At 62.8% G+C, this 21318-nt stretch carries 18 protein-coding genes; 2 read left to right on the forward strand and 16 right to left on the reverse strand.

Going from position 1 to position 21318, the window contains the following annotated elements:
* Nucleotides 1–48: 48 nt before the first annotated feature.
* From paaK to paaA, 11 genes are read right to left on the reverse strand one after another with little or no spacing between them, the layout of a single operon-like run.
* Entirely contained in the window at nucleotides 49–1365 is a 1317-nt protein-coding gene (gene paaK, locus HCK03_RS15060) for a phenylacetate--CoA ligase PaaK (RefSeq protein ID WP_167691831.1), read from the reverse strand.
* 26 nt (nucleotides 1366–1391) lie between these two features.
* Nucleotides 1392–2597, reverse strand: a complete 1206-nt coding sequence (pcaF, locus tag HCK03_RS15065; protein ID WP_041145272.1) for a 3-oxoadipyl-CoA thiolase — start codon at nucleotides 2595–2597, stop codon at nucleotides 1392–1394.
* Nucleotides 2597–3019, reverse strand: a complete 423-nt coding sequence (gene paaI / locus HCK03_RS15070) for a hydroxyphenylacetyl-CoA thioesterase PaaI (RefSeq protein WP_041145271.1) — start codon at nucleotides 3017–3019, stop codon at nucleotides 2597–2599. The genes pcaF and paaI overlap by 1 nt, the downstream gene beginning before the upstream one ends.
* Nucleotides 3009–4436 (reverse strand): 3-hydroxyacyl-CoA dehydrogenase PaaH, encoded by a 1428-nt coding sequence (gene paaH / locus HCK03_RS15075; protein WP_167691832.1) that lies wholly within the window; start codon nucleotides 4434–4436, stop codon nucleotides 3009–3011. The genes paaI and paaH overlap by 11 nt, the downstream gene beginning before the upstream one ends.
* A gap of 3 nt (nucleotides 4437–4439) precedes the next feature.
* Nucleotides 4440–5228, reverse strand: coding sequence for a 2-(1,2-epoxy-1,2-dihydrophenyl)acetyl-CoA isomerase PaaG (gene paaG, locus HCK03_RS15080; protein WP_167691833.1), 789 nt, complete (start codon nucleotides 5226–5228; stop codon nucleotides 4440–4442).
* 2 nt (nucleotides 5229–5230) lie between these two features.
* Nucleotides 5231–5998: a 2,3-dehydroadipyl-CoA hydratase PaaF gene (gene paaF / locus HCK03_RS15085; RefSeq protein ID WP_115192920.1), complete on the reverse strand. Its 768-nt coding sequence runs from the start codon at nucleotides 5996–5998 to the stop codon at nucleotides 5231–5233.
* A complete protein-coding gene (gene paaE / locus HCK03_RS15090; protein ID WP_167691834.1) occupies nucleotides 5995–7065 on the reverse strand; it encodes a 1,2-phenylacetyl-CoA epoxidase subunit PaaE in 1071 nt (356 codons plus the stop codon). The genes paaF and paaE overlap by 4 nt, the downstream gene beginning before the upstream one ends.
* 7 nt (nucleotides 7066–7072) lie before the next feature.
* A complete protein-coding gene (gene paaD, locus HCK03_RS15095) occupies nucleotides 7073–7570 on the reverse strand; it encodes a 1,2-phenylacetyl-CoA epoxidase subunit PaaD (protein ID WP_076945451.1) in 498 nt (165 codons plus the stop codon).
* Nucleotides 7571–7582: 12 nt separating this feature from the next.
* A complete protein-coding gene (gene paaC, locus HCK03_RS15100; protein ID WP_041145266.1) occupies nucleotides 7583–8338 on the reverse strand; it encodes a 1,2-phenylacetyl-CoA epoxidase subunit PaaC in 756 nt (251 codons plus the stop codon).
* Nucleotides 8339–8345: 7 nt separating this feature from the next.
* The gene (paaB, locus tag HCK03_RS15105) at nucleotides 8346–8633 is read right to left on the reverse strand and encodes a 1,2-phenylacetyl-CoA epoxidase subunit PaaB (RefSeq protein WP_041145265.1); all 288 of its coding nucleotides are present in this window, start codon (nucleotides 8631–8633) and stop codon (nucleotides 8346–8348) included.
* A gap of 11 nt (nucleotides 8634–8644) precedes the next feature.
* Entirely contained in the window at nucleotides 8645–9574 is a 930-nt protein-coding gene (gene paaA, locus HCK03_RS15110; RefSeq protein WP_041145264.1) for a 1,2-phenylacetyl-CoA epoxidase subunit PaaA, read from the reverse strand.
* 285 nt (nucleotides 9575–9859) lie between these two features.
* Here paaA and paaZ point away from each other — a divergent pair, with 285 nt between their 5' ends.
* Nucleotides 9860–11905, forward strand: a complete 2046-nt coding sequence (gene paaZ / locus HCK03_RS15115) for a phenylacetic acid degradation bifunctional protein PaaZ (protein WP_167691835.1) — start codon at nucleotides 9860–9862, stop codon at nucleotides 11903–11905.
* A gap of 187 nt (nucleotides 11906–12092) precedes the next feature.
* Nucleotides 12093–14360: a primary-amine oxidase gene (tynA, locus tag HCK03_RS15120; RefSeq protein ID WP_167691836.1), complete on the forward strand. Its 2268-nt coding sequence runs from the start codon at nucleotides 12093–12095 to the stop codon at nucleotides 14358–14360.
* Between the two features lie 323 nt (nucleotides 14361–14683).
* On the opposite strand, the gene HCK03_RS15125 is transcribed toward tynA, so the two are convergent.
* From HCK03_RS15125 to HCK03_RS15145, 5 genes are all read right to left on the reverse strand, one after another.
* Nucleotides 14684–15586: a LysR family transcriptional regulator gene (locus HCK03_RS15125; protein ID WP_115192925.1), complete on the reverse strand. Its 903-nt coding sequence runs from the start codon at nucleotides 15584–15586 to the stop codon at nucleotides 14684–14686.
* 28 nt (nucleotides 15587–15614) lie between these two features.
* Nucleotides 15615–16808, reverse strand: coding sequence for an MFS transporter (locus HCK03_RS15130; protein ID WP_167691837.1), 1194 nt, complete (start codon nucleotides 16806–16808; stop codon nucleotides 15615–15617).
* A gap of 136 nt (nucleotides 16809–16944) precedes the next feature.
* The gene (locus HCK03_RS15135; protein WP_167691838.1) at nucleotides 16945–17835 is read right to left on the reverse strand and encodes an oxidoreductase; all 891 of its coding nucleotides are present in this window, start codon (nucleotides 17833–17835) and stop codon (nucleotides 16945–16947) included.
* A 127-nt stretch (nucleotides 17836–17962) separates the two neighbouring features.
* Nucleotides 17963–19492, reverse strand: a complete 1530-nt coding sequence (locus HCK03_RS15140; RefSeq protein ID WP_134525749.1) for a DUF2235 domain-containing protein — start codon at nucleotides 19490–19492, stop codon at nucleotides 17963–17965.
* 175 nt (nucleotides 19493–19667) lie between these two features.
* Nucleotides 19668–21167 carry an aldehyde dehydrogenase family protein gene (locus HCK03_RS15145; RefSeq protein WP_167691839.1) on the reverse strand — a complete coding sequence of 500 codons (1500 nt, stop codon included), beginning with the start codon at nucleotides 21165–21167 and terminating at the stop codon, nucleotides 19668–19670.
* Nucleotides 21168–21318: the final 151 nt, after the last annotated feature.

Genomic DNA, 21318 nt, shown 5'->3' on the forward strand with positions numbered 1-21318 from the left:
GGTTTCATCGCCCGGCCGGCTGTAATGCGCGGGCCGGGAGGCGCTGACCTAGCCGTTGGCGGCAACCTTGCGCAGGTCGAACACCCGGCAGGCTTTGCCTTCTGAACGCGGGATGCTGCCGCAGTTGACGATGCTGATATCGGTGGAGATCCCGACCATCGACTTGATGCGGTGGCGCAGCTGATGGCAGATCTGGCAGCGCTGCTCGTGGGTCAGCGACAGGCTGCTCTCTTTCAGCTCCACGCGTACCGAAAGTGAATCAAGATGGCCGCGGCGATTGACCTCCAGCTGATAGTGCGGCGCCAGATGCTCCACCTTGAGGATCTCCTCCTCCAGCTGCGACGGGAAGACGTTGACGCCGCGAATGATCAGCATGTCGTCGCTGCGTCCGCTGATGCGATCCATCCGCCGCATGCTGCGCGCGGTGCCCAGCAGCAGGCGGGTCAAATCGCGGGTGCGGTAGCGGATCACCGGCAGCGCCTCTTTGGTCAGGGTGGTGAACAGCAGCTCGCCGTGTTCGCCATCCGCCAGCGGCGTGCCGTCGTGCGGGTTGACCACCTCCGGGTAGAAATGATCTTCCCAGATGGTCGGGCCGTCGGCGGTTTCCAGACACTCCATCGCCACCCCCGGCCCCATGACTTCCGAAAGTCCGTAGATATCCAGGGCGGTGATCCCGAGACGGCGCTCGATTTCCGCCCGCATTGCCAGCGTCCACGGCTCGGCGCCGAATACGCCAACCCGCAGGGAGCAGCGGCTGGCATCGCCGCCCATCTGCCGCTCGAGCTCTTCAATCAGGTTCAGGCAGTACGAGGGCGTAACCATAATCATATCCGGCTGAAAATCGCGGATCAGCTGCGCCTGTTTTTCCGTCTGGCCGCCGGACATCGGGATCACCGTGGCCCCCAGACGCTCCGCGCCGTAGTGCGCGCCAAGGCCGCCGGTGAACAGGCCGTAGCCGTAGGCAACGTGGATTTTATCCTTCGCCGTGCCGCCCGCCGCGCGCAGGGAGCGGGCGACGATGTTGGCCCAGGTATCAATATCGTTTTGCGTGTAGCCGACCACCGTCGGCTTGCCGGTGGTTCCCGACGAGGCGTGGATACGCACAATCTGCTCCATCGGCACCGCAAAGGTATCGAACGGGTAGTTATCGCGCAGATCCTGCTTGGTGGTGCACGGGAACTTGCTCAGGTCGCTCAGCTCATGGAAGTCGTCAGGATGGACCCCCGCCGCGTCAAACTTGCGGCGGTACATCGGAACATTGTCGTAAGCGTGTTTCAGCGTCCACTTCAGACGCTGGGTTTGCAGAGCCTGTAATTCGTCACGAGAAGCGTTTTCAATCGGATCTAATTTTGTATTAGTTATCATTTTAGGGTACTCGCAGGTAAATTAGCTCACACTCGCTCGAGGATCATGGCAATGCCCTGACCCACGCCAATACACATCGTACACAGGGCGTAGCGCCCGCCGCGGCGCTGCAGCTCCAGGCTCGCGCTCAGCGCCAGCCGGGCACCGCTCATTCCCAGCGGGTGGCCGAGAGCGATGGCGCCGCCGTTGGGGTTAACGTGCGCGGCATCGTCCGCCACGCCCAGCTGTCTGAGCACCCCCAGCGCCTGGGCGGCGAAGGCTTCGTTCAGTTCAATGACGTCCATATCGTTAATATTCAGCCCCGCGCGCTCCAGCACCTTGCGCACGGCGGGCACCGGCCCGAGCCCCATCAGCCGTGGTTCAACCCCCGCCGTGGCCATCGCCACGATGCGCGCCCGCGGCGTCAGCCCCTGGGCCAGCGCCTGCTGTTCGCTGGCGATAATCAGCGCCGCGGCGCCGTCGTTAACTCCGGAGGCGTTTCCGGCGGTGACCACGCCGCCCTTGCGGAACGGGGTTTTTAGCTGTGAAAGCTGCTCCAGGGTGGTCTCCGCCCGCGGATGTTCGTCCTCGCGAACGGCGCTGACCGCCCCTTTCTTGCCGATAATCTGTACCGGTACGATCTCCTGCGCCAGGATGCCGTTACGCTGGGCTTTCGCCGTCAGCTGCTGGCTGCGCAGGGCGAAGGCGTCCTGATCGGCGCGGCTAATATTTAACAACTCGGCTACATTCTCCGCCGTTTCCGGCATGCTGTCAGTGCCAAATTGCTGCTGCATGAGCGGGTTCACAAAACGCCAGCCGATGGTGGTATCAAACAGCTCCGCCTGACGCTGGTAAGGCGCGCTGGCCTTGCCCATCACAAACGGTGCCCGCGACATCGACTCGACCCCGCCGGCAATCATCAGGTCGGCGTCCCCGGCCCTGATGGCGCGGGCGGCAAAGCCAATTGCGTCCAGTCCGGAGCCGCACAGGCGGTTGATGGTGGTACCGGAGACGCTCTGCGGATAGCCCGCCAGCAGCGTCGCCATATGCGCCACGTTGCGGTTATCTTCTCCGGCCTGGTTGGCGCAGCCGAAAATCACGTCGTCAATGCAGCCGGGATCGAGGCGCGGGTTGCGGCTCAGCAGCTCGCGCAGCGGAATGGCGGCCAAATCGTCGGCCCGCACGCTGGCGAGTGCCCCGCCGTAACGGCCGATCGGCGTACGAATGCCGTCACAAATAAAGGCGTCGCGCATCAAACTTCTCCTGTGATTGTGCCGCCGATGCGGTGCGATTTACCGCGAAACAGGGCGACAATTTTCTGTTGTTGGTTAACGATGTCGATGTCGTAGACGCCGGTCAGTTTGCCCTGCTGCCTGACCCGCGCGGTGGCGACCAGCCGGTCGCCGGCGAAGGCCGGGCGCAGAAAGTCTATGCTCGCCGCCGAGGCTACCGCCGCCAGCCCCTGGCTGTTGCAGGCGTAGGCAAAGGCGGTGTCGGCGAGGGAAAAGAGCTGCCCACCGTGGCAGGTTTGATGGCCGTTAAGCATGTTCGGCGCGACGGTCATGGTCATCTGCGCGTAGCCTTCGTCCATCTCAATAATGTCGATCCCCAGCGTTTGGGCGCAGGTATCGAGTTCGTACATCGCGCGCGCGTTGCGCCAGGCCTTATCGTTCATGATGCATCTCCAGCAGCGCCTTCTGGCGCAGTAGCGAACAGGGGCGATAGCGCTCCTCGCCGTAGTGCTGCTGGAGGTTTTCCAGCAGGTGCAGCACGCGGTTCCAGCCCAGTCGGGCGCCCCACGCCAGCGGACCGTGCGGATAGTTCACCCCGAGGCGCATCGCGGTGTCGATATCCGCCGGCTCGGCCACCCCTTTCTGCACCGCATCCAGCGCTTCATTTACCAGCATCGCCACCGTGCGCCACACCAGCAGCCCCGGATAGTCGGCAATCTGCAGTACTTTTTTGCCCTGCTGCTGAAAATAGTGCACCGCTTTATCGGTGGCCGACTGCGGATTAGACTCCGCGCTCGCCAGCACCACCGTCTCCCCGGCGCTGTGGTCATAGACCACTACCGGACGGCCGTACTGGACGCTCAGAGCCTCGGCGGTTTGGCCTTCGGTCTCCATCAGCAGCAGTTCGTCAAGCTCAGTGACGGCGTCACTTTTACGGCGAATTTTCAACGCGCCTGCCGGGTTGGGCACCGCGCTGAGGGTCAGTTCCGTTTGGGCATCCAGCGGCCAGCGGTAGACGCCCTGCCCGCTCTTTTTGCCCAGACGCCCGGCCAGCGCCAGCTCCTGCTGCAGCAATGAGGGAAGGAAGCGCCGGTCCTGCCAGAAGGCGTTGAACACCGAACAGGTCACCGCGAAGTTGACGTCCTGGCCGATCAAATCGGTCAGCGCCAGCGGCCCCATCGGGAAACCGCCGCCGTCGCGCAGCGCCGCGTCAATGACCTGCGCGGGAGCGACCTGCTCCTCCAGCGCGCGCCAGGCTTCGGCGTAGAACGGCCGCGCGACGCGATTGACGATAAACCCCGGCGTTGAGCGGCAGCGTACCGGCTGCTTGCCCCACGCGGTGACGCATCGGCACAGCTGTTCGACCACCTCCGGCGAGGTGGCCAGGCCGCTGACCACTTCCACCAGCTTCATTACCGGCGCCGGATTAAAGAAGTGCAGCCCGGCAACGCGCTCCGGGTGCTTAACGTCGGCGGCAATCGCGGTAATCGAAATCGAGGAGGTGTTGCTGGTGAGCAGCGCGGAGGGCGAGCAGATCTCCGCCAGCTGGCTGAACAGCGCTTTTTTGACCTCAGGACGTTCGGAAGCCGCTTCAATCACCAGCTGCGCCGGTGCCAGCGCGGCCAGCTCCGTCGTCGGCACGATACGGGCCAGCAGCGCCTCGGCCTGCTCTGCGGTCAGCCTGCCGCGCGCGACGCGCGAGGCCAGCCGCTGGCGAATACCGTCCACCGCGCGGGTTAGCGCATCGGCGGCGATATCGTAAAGCAGCACCTGATGTCCGGCACCGGCGGCAACTTCCGCAATCCCTGAGCCCATGGTGCCGCCGCCTATCACGGCGACGAGATGCAGTGTTGTGCTCATAGGCTATTTCCCGCTGAACTGTGGAGGACGTTTGGCGAGGAAAGCGCTTACGCCTTCGCGGTAGTCGGCGCTGCGTCCGGCCATGCGCTGGTAGTCGCGTTCCAGGTCAAGCTGGGCATCAAGGCCGTTGGTTTCCGCGGCCAGCAGGGCTTGCTTAATCAGGCCGAGACCAAAGGTCGGCTGCGCCGCCAGATGGCGGGCCAGCTGCAGGCTGGTGTCCGCCAGCTCGGCGTCTTCCACCAGCTGCCAGATCATCCCCCACTGGGCGGCCTGTTCGGCGCTGAGCTTCTCGCCCAGCAGCGCCAGCCCCATCGCCCTGGCGCGTCCGGCAACCCGCGGCAGGAACCAGCTGCCGCCGCAGTCGGGCACCAGCCCGAGCCTGCTGAAGGCCATCACGAAGCTGGCGGATCGCGCGGCGAGCACCATGTCGCAGCCCAGCGCCAGCGTTACCCCGGCCCCGGCCGCCACGCCGTTAACCGCCGCAATCACCGGCTTAGGCAGCGCCGCCAGGCGGCGCACCAGCGGGTTATAGAAACGCTCCACCGACAGCCCCAGATCCGGCGCCGGGCCGCTAGGGTCAACGTTGCGATCGTTAAGATCCTGGCCGGCGCAAAATCCGCGTCCGGCACCGGTGATCAGCAGGCAGCGCACGCTGTCGTCGCGCTCGGCCTGGGTCAGAGACTCGGCGAGCTGCTGATGCATCAGGTCATTAAAGCTGTTCAGGCGATCCGGACGGTTAAGGGTAATCGTCATCACGCCCTGTTCTACGGTGCTGAGAATAAAAGCTTCCACCATTAGCGTCCTTTAAATTGCGGGGTACGTTTTTGTAAAAAGGCGTCGATGCCTTCGCGCCGATCTTCCGTCGCGCTGAGCAGCGTAAACAGCTGGCGCTCCTGCTGGAGCCCGGCCTGCAGCCCCACCTCCTGCGACTGGCGCAGCGCCTGCTTCGCCGCCCGCAGCGCCAGCGGCGAGTGGCGGGCTACGGTGGCGGCCAGCCTGAGGGCATATTCATCGGTTAAGGCCGGCGGATAGATATCGCTCACCAGCCCGGCCTGCTGCGCTCGCCGGGCGTCGATGGCTTCGCCGCTCAGCACCATGCGGCTGGCCAGCGCCTTGCCGACGCAGCGGATCAGCCGCTGGGTGCCGCCCGCGCCGGGCATCATGCCGAGGGTGATTTCCGGCACCCCGAAGCGGGCGTTATCCCCCGCGACCACCAGGTCGCAGAGCAGCGCCAGCTCGCAGCCCGCGCCGAGGGCGTAGCCGTTTACTGCCGCAATCAGCGGTTTCGGGAAGGCGTCAATTCGCGCCCACAGGCGGGGGCGAAGATCATCGAACGTGGCCGGAAGATCTTTTTCCGCCATTTCGTTCAAGTCGGCGCCGGCGGCAAAGAAGCGCTGGCCGCCGCTAATCACGCAGGCGCTCACGCCCGGATCGGCCGCCGCGGCTTCCAGCGCCTCGGCAAGCAGCGTCAGCAGCGCATTATTGAGCGCATTGCGCGCCTGCGGCCGGTTGAGGGTCAGATGCAGCACCCGCTCGTGGCGGCTCATCAGCAGTTCGCTCATGCCATCCCCCTGGCGTCAAAATCCACCACCACGTCGCCGCTGGTCGGCAGCGCCTGGCAGCTGAGCACGTATCCGGCCGCCAGCTCCTCCGCTTCGAGGCTGTAGTTTGCCGCCATCGCCACTTCCCCGCGCAGCACCTTGCATTTGCAGGTGGCGCAGACGCCGCCTTTACAGGCGAACGGCAGATCCGCCCCCTGACGCAGCGCCGCGTCGAGAATGCTGTCATCCTCCGCGCTGAGGGCCACCAGCCGGTCACGGCCGTCCTGACGAATGGTCACGGTTCGTCCCTCGGCCTGCACCCCGGTGGCGCGCTTAACGCTGCTGCCTGGGGTATTAAAACGTTCAAGATGAATGCTGTTCGCCGCCATTCCCAGCTCCCACAGCGCGGCTTCCGCGTCATCCATCATCGCCGCCGGGCCGCAGATAAAGGCCTCGTCGAAGCGGCTGAAGTCCAGCAGCCGGCCGGAGAGCGCGCGCAGCTTATCGCCGTCGATGCGCCCCTGCAGCAGGTCGCTGTCCATCGACTCCTGGCTAAACAGGTGCACCACCTGCAGCCGCTGCGGATAGCGGTCTTTCAGGTCCGCCAGCGCCTGGCGAAACATCATGCTGTGGCTGCTGCGGTTGCCGTAGATCAGGGTGAAGCGGCTTTGCGCTTCGGTGGCGAGCGTGGCGCCAATAATCGCCATCATCGGCGTTATGCCGGAGCCGGCGGCAATCGCCAGGTATTCGCCGCGCCGTTCGGCCTGCGGCCGGTAGCCAAAATGGCCCTGCGGAACCATCACCTCCAGGGCCATGCCCTGGTGGATATCGTTCTGCGCATAGCGGGAGAAGCGGCCGCCGTCGATGGCCTTTACCGCCACGCTGATTTCGGCCGGGGAGCGGCTGCGGCAGATGGAGTAGCAGCGCCGCAGCTCTTCCCCGCCGAGGCGGGCTTTCACGGTCAGATGCTGGCCGGGACGGAAGGCGTACTCGGTCTGCAGCGCGTCGGGGATCGCAAAGGTAATGGTCACCGCATCGCGGGTTTCCGGCTCCACTCTCGCGACGGTAAGCGAATGAAACGTCGTCATGGCAACCTCAAATACATTTAAAGTAATCAAAGGGTTCGCGGCAGCTGTCGCAGCGGTAGAGCGCTTTGCAGGCCGTGGAACCGAATTCGCTAATCAGCGAGGTGTGGACGCTGCCGCAGCGCGGGCAAACCACCTCCTGCGGCATATCGGCGTGGCAGGCGTGCCCCTGCGGCGGGCTGATCCCGTACTGGCGCAGGCGCTCGCGGGCCGCCTGATTCATCCAGTCGGTGGTCCACGGCGGGTCAAGCTGCAGGACAATATGCACCGGCGTGTAGCCGTGGCGGGCCATCGCCGCGCGGATCTCGCCCAGCAGATGCTCCGTTGCCGGGCAGCCAGAGTAGGTCGGCGTAAAGCCAATCACCCAGCCCTCGCCGCGCGGCGCCACGCTGCGCACCATCCCGAGGTCGGTAATGGTCAGCACCGGCACTTCCGGGTCGGGGATCTCGCTGAGCAGGGCCCAGATAGCGTGCACGTCGGCGGGGGCGATCGCGGTCAGTCGTTGCATAGCTACCTCCTGCTACCACTGCTGGCCGGGATAGGCGCGCTGCAGATACTGCATCTCCGCGAGCATCGGTCCGAGGTGTTCGCTGTGCAAACCCTGCTTGCCGCCGCTGCGAAACGCCGCTTCCTGCGGGATCTGCAGACCCGACTCCAGCAGCGCGGTATGCACCGTGTTCTGCCACGCCCCCTGAAGCTCGCGCGGGTCGACGGCAATTCCCTGCTCGACCAGGCTCAGCTCCAGCGCGTCGGCCATAAACAGCTCGCCGGTAAAGCGCCACAGGCCATCGACCGCCTGCTGCATTTTTTGCGCGGAGAGCGGCGTGCCGTTGCCCAGACGTTCGAGCCAGCCGCGGCTAAAGCGCAGGTGGTAGCGCACCTCCTTCAGCCCCTTGGCGGCGATCGCGGCAATTTGCGCATCGCGACTCTCTACCAGGCGGGTGAACAGCGCCACGTGCCAGGCGTCAATAAAGAACTGGCGGACGAGGGTGTCGGCGAAGCTGCCGTTCGGCTGCTCCACCAGCAGCAGGTTGTGAAACTGGCGCTCGTCGCGGCCAAAGGCGAGAGTGTCTTCGTCCCCGCTTCCCGCCAGCTCCGCCGCGTAGGTAAGGAAGTTACGCGCCTGCCCGAGCAGGTCGAGGCCGATATTGGCCAGCGCCAGGTCAATCTCCAGCTCCGGCGCGTGGCCGCACCACGCCCCCAGGCGCTGGGCCAGCACCAGGCCGTTATCGCCCAGACGCAGGGCATAGGTTGCAACGGGATTCAGGTTATTCATCGCTGCCTCACATATGTTCCATGCCGTCCGGCACGCTGTAGAAAGTAGGATGGCGGTAGATTTTGCTCTCCGCCGGGTCAAAGAATTCGCCGCGCTCTTCCGGCTGCGAAGCGATAATTTCGCTGGCCTTGACCACCCACAGCGAGCAGCCTTCGCTGCGGCGGGTGTAGACATCGCGGGCGTTTTCCAGCGCCATCTGGTCGTCGGCGGCGTGCAGGCTGCCGACGTGGCGGTGCGAAAGTCCCTGTTTGCTGCGGACAAAAACCTCATATAACGGCCAGTAAACGTTGCTCATGGTGGTGCTCCTTACGCCGCGTCGCGGGAGTGTTGTTTTTGCGCGTGGGCCAGCGCGGCTTCCCGCACCCATGCCCCCTCTTCCCAGGCTTTACGCTTGGCGGCCAGCCGTTCGTGGTTGCAGATCCCGCGGCCGCTAATGACCTCGTTCAGCTCCTGCCAGTCAATCTCGCCGAAACGGTAGCGGCCGCTGGCCTCGTCGAAGCGCAGCTCGGCGTCCGGGACGGTCATTCCGAGCAGCTCGACCTGCGGCACGGTGTTGTCGACAAAGCGCTGGCGCAGCTCATCGTTGGAGTGCAGCTTGATCTTCCACGCCATGCTGCGCGCGCTGTTGGGCGAGCTGTCATCGCTGGGGCCAAACATCATCAGCGCCGGCCACCAGAAGCGGTCGATCGCGTCCTGCAGCATCCGCCGCTGTTCGTCGCTGCCCTGGGCCAGCACCATGCAGGCTTCAAATCCCTGGCGCTGGTGGAAGCTCTCTTCCTTGCAGATTTTGACCATCGCCCTGGCGTACGGGCCGTAGGAGGTGCGGCACAGGGCGACCTGGTTGACGATGGCGGCGCCGTCCACCAGCCAGCCGATCACGCCGATATCCGCCCAGCTCAGCGTCGGGTAGTTAAAAATAGAGGAGTACTTCATCCGCCCGTCGAGCATCTTCTGATAGAGATCTTCCCGGGCGCAGCCGAGGGTTTCCGCCGCGCTGTACAGATAGAGGCCGTGGCCGGCCTCATCCTGCACTTTAGCCAGCAGGATCGCCTTGCGGCGCAGCGTCGGGGCGCGGGTGATCCAGTTCCCTTCCGGCAGCATGCCGACAATTTCCGAGTGCGCATGCTGGCCAATCTGGCGGATCAGCGTCTGGCGGTAGGCGTCGGGCATCCAGTCCTGCGGTTCGATGGCCGTATCCTGCGCGATGCGCTGGTCAAAGCGTTGTTCTTCTGTCACGTCATCACCTTTATGATTCCTGTAAATTCAACAAATCAATTTTTGTGAATCACTTTGTTTTATAAAAGTTACACTCTGGTTAAATAAAACCACAAATTTTGTTTGTCTTTTTTGTGACGATCGCCGCAAAACATTCCACTAACAGCGTAAATACAACAGCATACGGCACGAACTCACGACATCATCGATCACAATGTTAATAAATTATTAAATATAGGCTTGCATTTAATGATTCATAAAATAACTATTTATAGATATTTCACGTAACACATCTGGAGATTCGCGATGCAGCAGTTAGCCAGCTACTTATCCGGCGCCTGGCAGACCGGCCGGGGCCGCACCCGTACTATTCACCACGCCATCAGCGGCGAAGCGCTATGGGAAGTCACCAGCGAAGGGCTGGATATGGCGCAGGCGCGCCGCTTTGCCATCGAGCGCGGCGGCAAAGCGCTGCAGGCCATGACCTTTATTGAGCGCAGCGCGATGCTCAAGGCGGTGGCCAAACACCTGCTGGAGCACAAGGCCGACTTCTATGCCATTTCGGCGCAAACCGGGGCGACCCGCGCCGATAGCTGGGTCGATATCGAAGGCGGCATCGGCACGCTGTTTACCTATGCGGGACTGGGCAGCCGGGAGCTGCCGGACGATAATCTGTGGCCGGAAGATGAGCCGGTCCCGCTGTCAAAACAGGGAGGCTTCGCCGCCCGCCACGTGCTGACCTCAAAGTCCGGCGTGGCGGTGCATATCAACGCCTTCAACTTCCCCTGCTGGGGGATGCTGGAGAAGCTGGCGCCAACCTGGCTGGCCGGGATGCCGGCGATCGTCAAGCCGGCTACCGCCACCGCCCAACTGACCCAGGCGATGGTGCAATCCATCGTTGACAGCGGCCTGGTGCCGGAAGGCGCCCTCAGCCTGATTTGCGGCGGCGCGGGGGATCTGCTCGAGCATCTCGATAGCCAGGACGTGGTGACCTTCACCGGCTCCGCAGCCACCGGCCAGCAGCTGCGCGTGCACCCGAACCTGGTGGCGAAATCCATCCCCTTCACCATGGAAGCCGACTCGCTGAACTGCTGCGTGCTGGGGGATGACGTCACGCCAGAGCAGCCGGAGTTCGCGCTGTTTATTCGCGAAGTGGTGCGCGAAATGACCGCGAAAGCCGGGCAGAAATGTACCGCAATCCGCCGGATTATCGTGCCGCAGGCGCAGGTCAGCGCGGTGAGCGAGGCGCTGATCGCCCGGCTGGAGAAGGTGGTGGTGGGCGATCCGGCGCAGGAAGGGGTCAAAATGGGCGCGCTGGTGAATAGCGACCAGCGCCGGGACGTGCAGGAGAACGTCAATAAGCTGATTGCGGCCGGCTGTGAAATCCGCCTCGGCGGCCGGGCGGACCTCAGCGCCGCCGGGGCCTTTTTCCCGCCAACGCTGCTGTTCTGCCCGCAGCCGGATGAAACCCCGGCGGTGCACGCCATCGAAGCCTTCGGCCCGGTAGCGACCCTGATGCCGTACCAAAACCGCGAGCATGCGCTGACCCTCGCCCGGGCGGGCGAAGGCAGCCTGGTGGGGACGCTGGTCACCGCCAGCGGCGAGCTGGCACGATCGTTTATTCTCGGCGCCGCTCGCTGCCACGGGCGTATTCAGATCCTCAACGAAGAGTCGTCCGCCGAGTCTACCGGCCACGGCTCTCCGCTGCCGCAGCTGGTTCACGGCGGCCCGGGACGCGCCGGAGGCGGCGAAGAGCTCGGCGGCCTGCGGTCGGTGAAGCACTATATGCAGCGCACGGCGGTTCAGGGCAGCCCGACCATGCTGGCCGCCATCTCCAGACAGTGGGTTCGCGGCGCGCAGGTGGCCGAAGACCGCGTTCACCCATTCCGCAAATATTTCGAAGAGATCCAGCCCGGCGACAGCCTGCTGACGCCGCGCCGCACGCTGACCGAGGCGGATATCGTCAATTTTGCCTGCCTGAGCGGCGACCACTTCTACGCCCACATGGATAAGATTGCCGCCGCCGAGTCGATTTTCGGCGAACGGGTGGTGCACGGTTACTTCCTGATCTCCGCGGCCGCCGGGCTGTTCGTCGATGCCGGCGTCGGGCCGGTTATCGCCAACTACGGCATGGAAAATCTGCGCTTTATCGAGCCGGTGAAGCCGGGAGACACTATCCAGGTACGCCTGACCTGCAAGCGTAAAACGGTCAAACGCCAGCGCACGGCGGAAGAGAAAGCCACCGGCGTCGTCGAGTGGGCGGTAGAGATATTTAACCAGCACCAGCAGCCGGTGGCGCTCTACTCCATTCTGACCCTCGTTGCCCGCCAGCACGGCGACTTCCCGGCCTGACGGCAAAACGCCCTTCCCATCGCCCCGGAACATAGCCGCAACGTCCTTCCGGGGCATAACTGGCAAATCTGACAAACAACCTGGCAAGAGCAAACAAACGCCTGATGGCCCGGCGCTGATAGCTTAGTGCTACTGAAGCCGACTTTCGCAGCGGCAAGGCACAACACAACAATAAGACGAGGTCACAATGGCAAACGGCTCGATCCTTTCCCCGCGTAAGACGGCTTTGGCCCTGGCTGTCGCCCTGTTTTGCGCCTGGCAGACGCCGGTACTGGCGCACGGTAGCGAAGCGCATATGGTCCCGATGGACAAGACGCTGCAGGAGTTTGGCGCCGACGTGCAGTGGGACGACTATGCCCAGATGTTTACGCTGATCAAAGACGGCGCCTATGTCAAAGTGAAGCCCGGCGCCAAAACGGCCATCGTCAACGGCAAGCCGCTGAACCTGCAGGTTCCGGTGGTGATGAAAGAGGGTAAAGCCTGGGTTTCCGAGACCTTTATCAACGACGTGTTCCAGTCCGGCCTCGATCAAACCTTCCAGGTTGAAAAGCGCCCCCACCCGCTCAACTCCTTAACCTCGGCGGAAATTAGCGAAGCGGTCACCATCGTCAAAGCGGCGCCGGAGTTCCGGGCGAATACGCGCTTCACTGAAATCTCCCTCCACGAGCCGGATAAGGCGGCGGTGTGGGCCTTTGCGCTGAACGGTACCGCCGTGGACGCGCCGCGTACCGCCGACGTGGTGATGCTCGACGGTAAGCACGTTATCGAAAGCGTGGTCGATTTACAGAACAAGAAGATCCTCTCCTGGAAAGCGATCAAAGACGCCCACGGCATGGTGCTGATCGACGATTTCGTCAGCGTGCAAAACATCATCAACGCCAGCGATGAGTTTGCCGCGGTGCTGAAAAAGCACGGCATCACCGATACCAAAAAGGTGATCACCACCCCGCTGACCGTCGGCTACTTTGACGGCAAAGATGGCCTGAAGCAGGACGCGCGACTGCTGAAGGTAGTGAGCTATCTGGATACCGGCGACGGCAACTACTGGGCGCACCCGATTGAGAACCTGGTGGCGGTGGTCGATCTCGAGCAGAAGAAAATCATCAAGATTGAGGAAGGTCCGGTGATCCCGGTGCCGATGGAGTCCCGCCCTTACGACGGCCGCGACCGCGTGAAGCCGGCGGTGAAGCCGCTGGATATCACCGAGCCGGAGGGCAAAAACTACACCATCACCGGCGATATGATCCACTGGCAGAACTGGGATTTCCACCTGCGCCTGAACTCGCGCGTCGGGCCGATTTTGTCCACCGTGACCTACAACGACAACGGTAAAAAGCGCCAGGTGATGTACGAAGGCTCCCTCGGCGGGATGATTGTGCCGTACGGCGATCCGGACGTCGGCTGGTACTTTAAGGCCTATCTCGACTCCGGCGACTACGGCATGGGCACCCTGACCTCACCTATCGTGCGCGGCAAGGACGCGCCGGCCAACTCGGTGCTGCTGGATGAAACCATCGCCGACTACACCGGCACGCCGACCACCATTCCGCGCGCCGTGGCGATCTTTGAACGCTATGCCGGGCCGGAGTACAAGCATCAGGAGATGGGCCAGCCCAACGTCAGCACCGAGCGTCGCGAGCTGGTGGTGCGCTGGATAAGCACCGTCGGCAACTACGACTACATCTTTGACTGGGTCTTCCACGAGAACGGCACCATCGGCATCGACGCCGGCGCCACCGGCATTGAGGCGGTGAAGGGCGTGTTGGCGAAGACCATGCACGATCCGAGCGCCAAAGAAGATACCCGCTACGGGACGCTGATCGACCATAACATCGTCGGCACCACCCATCAGCATATCTACAACTTCCGCCTCGATCTCGACGTTGACGGCGAGAACAACAGCCTGGTGGCGATGGACCCGGAAGTGAAGCCGAATACCGCCGGCGGCCCGCGTACCAGCACCATGCAGATTAACCAGTACGCCATCGATACGGAACAGAAAGCGGCGCAGAAATTTGACCCGGGTACCATCCGCCTGCTGAGCAACACCACGAAAGAAAACCGGATGGGTAACCCGGTGTCGTACCAGATAATCCCTTACGCCGGCGGGACGCATCCGGTGGCAACCGGCGCCAAGTTTGCCCCCGATGAGTGGATCTATCACCGCCTGAGCTTTATGGATAAGCAGCTGTGGGTCACCCGCCATCATCAGGAAGAGCGCTACCCGGAAGGCAAATATCCGAACCGTTCGATTCACGATACCGGCCTTGGTCAGTACGCAAAAGATAACGAGTCGCTGGACAACCACGATGACGTGGTGTGGATAACCACCGGCACCACCCACGTGGCGCGCGCCGAAGAGTGGCCGATTATGCCTACCGAATGGGCCCACGCGCTGCTGAAGCCGTGGAACTTCTTCGATGAAACCCCAACCCTGGGGGAGAAGAAGAAGTAGCCGCTGCCCTGCTGAAGCAAGACGAGCTAACGCCGCCGGAGCCCTCTCCGGCGGCGTTTTTTATTATCAGGCTCCGCCGCTGTTCCATGACTGAACCTTGGCAGCCCACTCTTTACAGAGATCAAGCCGCCGGCGGCACATCCCCCGCTTTATTTGCGGGCAACCCGCCGAGATGTCGCTAAACGCAGCCCGCCACTCGCCGACGTCCAGCAAGCTGGCGCCGGATGATGCGGCGGCCCGTAACGGTGGGAGCAGATGGCGTGGTTGAGCATATTCAGCACCGCACGATAAAAGCAGGATGATAGCCGAGTTTGCGCGCTGGCCTACCCGTCAAGAGTGTGGCGAGCGGGGACGACAAAATCAGCGGCAATCAGATCCTTAATGCGATTCAGGCGCGGGTTCTCTTTTCTGCGATGCCAGACGAGGTAGAGATGGCTGCCGGGTGAAACCTCCGGCGGCGTTGGCGAAACCAGCCGTCCTTGCGCTAACGCCTCTGCGCAGTGATAGTCCGGCAAGACGCTCCAGCCCTGCCCCTCAATCACCATCTGGCGAATAATTCGCATATCTGCCACCGTTAACGCGGCCTGAACCGACGGTTGCGTCTGAAACATCTGATGCCATAGCGTTCTTATCAACGGCAGCTCTTCATCAAAGGCGATTAACGGCAGCTGGCTCAGCGCTTGCGCCGTCGGGTTACGGCCAATCTGCTCGCTTAACGCCGGGCTGTGAACCAGCAGCATTCTTTCGCTGTGCAGCAGAAAATAGCGATAGTTTTTCTCATCGGGGATGCTGGCGGTGATCGCAAAATCGACGCTTTCATCCTCCAGCATCGCGTAAATTCGCGACCTGTCGCCAATGGTAAAACGCACCTGATACCCCGCCTGAATCAAGCGGGACAGGGTAGATGAAAAGCGATAGTAGACAAAGTCCGAAGAGCCGACAAAAAAGACCGTACCACCAGCATCAGCCTGTGGACGATAGCCGGCAATTTTGGCCTCTATGCCATCAATAAAGGGCGCCACCGAGCGTGCCAGCTCCTCGGCCGCAGCCGTCGCCACCACTCCCCGTGCCTGGCGAACAAAAAGCGGTTTGCCGACCAGAGATTCCAGCGCCTGTATGTGCTGTGAAGCCGCGGGCTGGGTTATTCCCAACGCCTCGGCGGCGCGTGAAAAGGAGCCGCTGCGGTATGCTTCAAGAAATGTCCTCAGGTGGGTCAGGTGGCTCATACAGATTTGCTCTCAGACTATCGGGCCTTCAGGCTACCGCATCCCTGGCTGAACCGCCAAGGCGGCGACGGCTAATTTGCCACAGCAGCAGGCCTAATCCCAACAGCGACAACATCGCTCCGGCTATCCCCACATAGCTAATTCCGACGCAGGCAATGGTCACACCGCCTAATACGGAGCCAAGCGCAATTCCTGAATTAAAGCCGGCAATGTTCAGCCCGGCGGCCACCCCGTGCGCATGCGGCGCATGCAGCTGCGCCACGCCGATCAGCCTTGCCTGCAGCGCCGGAACGGCGGCGAACGTGAGCATGCCGAGCAGCGCAATCAGCACACCCATTATCCACGGCGATGAGCTGAACAGCCAGACTCCTGCGGTCACAATAACGATCCCCAGCACAATACCCCCCGAAGCCCGATTAACCCCCAGCGTATCGGTCATTTTGCCGCCGAGGATATTGCCTAACGCCGCCATCACGCCGTAAATCAGCATAAACAGGCTAATCGTCGCCGTTGTGACGCCGGTAAGAGAGGTCAGCACCGGGGCAATATAGGTGTAGGCCGTAAACGAGCCGCCGTAGGCCAGCGCGGTGACCAGCGCGCCCGATAGCAGAGCCGGGTTCACCAGCGCCGCAAGGCTCGCGAAAACCGTCGCTCCCCGATCGTTTTTGGCCGTAGCAAGCGGATTCTTCATGCCGAACAACAGGCCGAAGAAGCCGATTGCGCCGAAGAGACCGATTGCCGCCATAACGTAACGCCACGACACGTGCTCAGCCAGAACGGTACTCAGCGGTACGCCTATCGCCATCGCCAGCGTAAAGCCACCGAAAACCACGGCCACCGCCCCTCCCGCTTTTTGTGGCCCTGCTAAACGCGCGGCGGTGCTGGACGCCACGGCAAGAAAGAGACCATGCCCGAGTCCCGCCACGAACCGTGCGCTCAGCAACCACGCGAGATTCCCGGCAAAGGCGGCAACCACGCTGCCGAGCGTAAATACCACGGCGGTCGCCAGCATAACGTTTTTTCGGCTCCAGGACGCCGTGAGCGCGGTGAGTATTGGCGCGGCAACGGTCGCGCCCAGCGCATAGGTCGTTACCGCCCCGCCGCTCTGTTCGACGCTGACGCCCAGACCGTGGGCCATCACGTTCGTCAGGCCAATTGGCACAAATTCAGCCAACCCCAGCGCGAACGCGCTAATGGTAAAGATATAGATAACGAGTGGCATAAACGCCTCCAGTAAGAGAGAGGCGTTCACCTTAGTTGGCGTGCACATATAAATGAAATTATCCATTTTATGGAATATATAATCTATTTTATATGAACCGTATCGTTAGCCGACCGCTGAGGCGGCCGGGTATTTATCAGCCCGGCCCGTCGCTGGCGGCGGCCAGCAGCGGTACGATAAGATCGCTCATCGGCGTCGGGATACCGTGCCGGCGAGCGCGTCGCTGCACCACGCCGTTGCGAATATCCCACTCCAGCGGCAGCCCGGCCTCGCGGTCGATAAGAATGGAGGTGCTCAGATCGGCGGGCGCGCGGTGAAAGACTTCAACGATCTCCTGCGGCACGCTATCGCTCAGTTTTGCGCCCTCGGCGCGCGCGACGCTCAGGCACTCGCGCAAATAGGCTAAGGCCACGGCGGTAATATCCTCCCGGGCAAACATGCCGGCGCGACGCCCCGCCAGCACCATCAGGCCGGCGACGGCATTCTGCAGCAGCTTGCGCCACGCAACGGTCGTGAAATCATCGGCCAGATCCACGGCGCAGCGGGTCCCGCGCAGCGCGTCCTGCACCCGTTTGGCCTGCGCGGTGTCGGGTATCGTCAGCCTCGGGGCCGCGCGCAGCCAGACGGAGGCGTCAGCTTCCCGCAGCGCCGGGAACCACACCACCGCAGGCAGCACCGTGGCGCCCGCAACTCTGGCGGCAAACTGCTCCTGCTGCTCAACGCCGTTTTGCAGCACGCAAACCAGGGTATTTTTATCGCACAGCGCCGTCAGCCATGCGCTAATGCCGTCAATTTGCGTCGCCTTCACCGCCACGAAAACCAGGTCGAACGGGCGCGTAACGGTCGCGGGATCGGTCAGTACCGGACCGGGAACGGTGATCTGTCCGCCGTCAAAGCGCAGCGATAGCTGCGGATGAGCGGTACGCCCGCAGACCGTCGGCGTACGACCGACCTCGTGCAGCGCTGCCGCGATGGTGGTACCGATGGCGCCGGGGCCTATCAGCGCAACTGCAGGTTCTTTCGACATGACGATCGCCTCCTGTTGAGTCAGTTCCCACCCTGGCGGCGGGAAGGAAAACAAACAGTAGCGATAAATCATCGCTTTCGGCAAGCCCTGCCGGTCGGAAAACGCTTATTGGCGGCCCGCGGTCGGTTTAGCGGCTGACGGTCAGGGCGACGCTGCCGCGATTGTTATCGTACATCTGCCAGGCGTCGTTGGCATAAGCATATAGATAGCCGCTCCTGGCCGGCGTAAAGCGGCATCCGCTGCCAATGACGAAGATCTGATGCAGCTGCTGAGGGACGGCGGGAGCGGCGCCGGCGCCGTTGGCGACCACGCCGATCAGCGCGAACCACGGCGCCGTGCCAACCCGCCTGCTCAGCCAAAAATCGACGTCCTGGTTTTTGGTCGCCCCCTTCCACAGCATCTCCAGCTTATCGGCCACGGAAGCCAGAATCTGCGCCGCCTCGCCGGGGTAAAACTTCCCGTCATCGGTGCCGTCGGCATCGCAGGGAATCGAGCTGTCCATCCATTTTCCCGAGGCGCTGAACCGATACTCGACGCCCGCCTCCAGCCAAACCCCGGTTTCGTTCCAGCGCTCACGAGAAAAGACGTCGAACGTTACCGGATGCGCTGGCGTCAGCGCCCTGAGGCGTCGGTAGCCGCCGTGGAGCAGCGACGGCTGGCTTTGACGCTGCAGGACGCTGTTATCAACGTCGGCGCTGCCCGCCACAATCTGCGGCACCCCGCGCGGGCAGGTGTGCAGCAGCTTAAACACCCCGGTCACCGAGTCGTGCAGCAGAGCCTGGGGATCGGGCTTGAGCTGGGTAGCGATATCCGGATGCAGCTCAAGGCCGAGATCGCGCGCTTCGGACATCATCCACCGCAGGGGGATATCCGATAGGCCGCACTGCGCGTAGCCGCCGCCAACGTCGGAGTGCACGCCGACGAACCAGCGCTGCTTCACCCGCGGGTTTGCCGCCACGTTATCCCACAGCGTCGGGATAAAGCTTTGCCGCTGCTCGTCCAGCGCCAGCGCGTGGCGGGCGTTTTTGACGATCGGGCTCAAGGAGGTATCGTGGAACGCGTACTTTTGCGGGTCGTCCAGCAGGTTGGCTAAGGCCAGGTCGTCAGGGATCCCCAGCGACCCCACGGTTTCCCAGACGCCAATAAAATAGACAGGCACGCTCTCTTTGGTGGGATTTCCCGTGGCGACCTCATAGAAAGGCCGCCCGACGCTGGCTATCACCGCCGGCGCGCTGGCCGCCGGCTGGCGGTAAAGGCTGAACAGCGCGTTGATGTCCTCCCAAACTTTATCGTCGCCGGTTCCGGCTCCGCCGGCATTTAATAAACCGCAGCGCGAGATCATTCCGCCAAGGCTTCTCACCGTATAAGCCCCGCGGCTAAAGCCAAATAACCATATTTTATCGCCGGGTCGATAGTTGGTGGCGAGCCAGTAATAGGCGCTAATAATATTTTTATCCAGACCGTCGCCTATACCACCGCCAATATAACGATCGACAACCCCGCCGTCGGTGCCGACGCCGGGGTGATAATAGACGCGCTGGCCGCTATTTTCCGCCACGGCGTTGCGCAGTTTGACCACGTTCGTCGGCGCGGGTTTGCCATCATCAAGCTGCTGGGGGGTGTTCCAGGTACCGTCACAAAAGACCAGTAAGTTCATATGAACCTCATCGACAGGCCGCATTAAGAGAGGGGTGTTTGACAAATTAAAAATAGCAGACGTTTATCGAGCAGGGGCATCGGAAAAGAAGTAGATCGGAGGGAAGCGTTGCGCCATGCGGCGCCCGAAATTCGCGGCCAGGTAAGCGGCCGAACCTCAGGCGCCGGGTCAGCGGTTAATAGCGCACGCAGACCGATTTGGTTTCACACCAGTCGTCCAGCCAGTCCGGGCCGAAGTCGCGCCCGGTACCGGACTGCTTCATGCCGCCAAACGGCAGGTTGGCGTCGATAAGCGTATGGCTGTTGACCCAAACCGTGCCCGCCTGCAGGCGCTCGGTGTAGCTCAGCGCCTGGCTCAAATCGCCGGTCCAGACGCTGGCCGTCAGGCCAAAGTCGCTGTCGTTGGCGAGACGCAGCGCCTCTTCGCCATCGGCAACGCGCACCAGGTTCACTACCGGGCCAAAGACCTCCTCTCTGCTGAGCCGCAGCCCGGCATCGGGGTTAATCACCAGCGTCGGCGCAATGTAGTAGCCCTTGCCGTCCGGCCCGCTGCTGCCGGTAATCAGCTCGGCGTTCTGCTGCCGCGCCTGATCGAGATAGGCGGCGACCTTGTCGCAGTGCGCCCGGGAAACGACCGGGTTAATGTGGGTTGATTCCTGCATGCCTGGGCCGACCTGCAGCGACTTCACCGCCTGCTCAAAGCCGCTCACCAGGGTATCGAACAGCGGCGCTTCGATATAGATCCGCGAGCTGGCGGCGCACACCTGCCCCTGATTGAGGAAGCTGCCGGTCATTAGCCCTTCAATGACCCACTCCGGGTTGGCGTCTTTCAGCACAATCGCCGGGTTTTTGCCGCCCAGCTCAAGGGTCACGCGGGTCAGCCGGTCGGCGGCCACGCGGGCAATCTGTTTGCCGGTTGCCGTCGAGCCGGTAAAGCTCACCTTTGCCACCTGCGGATGCGAGGTTAACGCCGCCCCACACTCCGCGCCGCTGCCGGTGACCACGTTAAATACGCCGTCAGGCACGCCGGCTTCGCTCGCCAGCTCCGCCACGCGCAGCAGGGTCAGCGGCGTGGTCTCCGAGGGCTTAATCACGATGGAGCAGCCCGCCGCCAGCGCCGGCATCACCTTCCACATGCCGATCATCAGCGGGAAGTTCCACGGTACGATCCCCGCCACCACGCCGACCGGCTCCTTGCGGGTCCATGCCTGGTAACGCGCGCCCTGCGGGAACGGAATCGACACGTCCAGCGTGCGGCCGCTGATTTTGGTGGCCAACCCGGCGGTGTAGCGCATCCAGTTCAGCGTACAGCCGACTTCAAAGGCGCGGGAGATATTAATCGATTTGCCCTGCTCGAGGGTCTCCAGCTGCGCCAGCTCCTCGCCGTGCTGCTCAACCAGGTCGGCAAAGCGCAGCAGAATACGTTCCCGATCGGCCGGCGTGCGGCCGGCCCAGCTGCGGGAGACAAACGCGCGCCACGCCGACATCACGGCGCGGTCGACGTCCGCGGCGCCGGCGTCCGCCGTGCTGGCTATCGCCTCCCCGGTCGCCGGGTTCCAGACGGTCAGCCGCTTTTCGCTCTGCGCCGCCTGCTGGGCGCCATCGATATACACGCCATGCTGTCTGTCTAAAAACTGCTGTACGCTGGCAAGCAGCGCTACCTGTGCTGTGGACATATCGCTTCCTTATTCCTTACGGATCGTGAATTCAGTCTACGACGCGCTCAGGCTTCGCGCTTTTTTCTCTGTGACATTCGTTTTTGCCGCTGTGACAGCCGCCGCAATTAGGCATATTGCGCGGGCAAAAATGTGCCTCAGGTAATAGTTC

This window comes from Klebsiella terrigena (assembly GCF_012029655.1).
Classification (GTDB): Bacteria; Pseudomonadota; Gammaproteobacteria; order Enterobacterales; family Enterobacteriaceae; genus Klebsiella; species Klebsiella terrigena.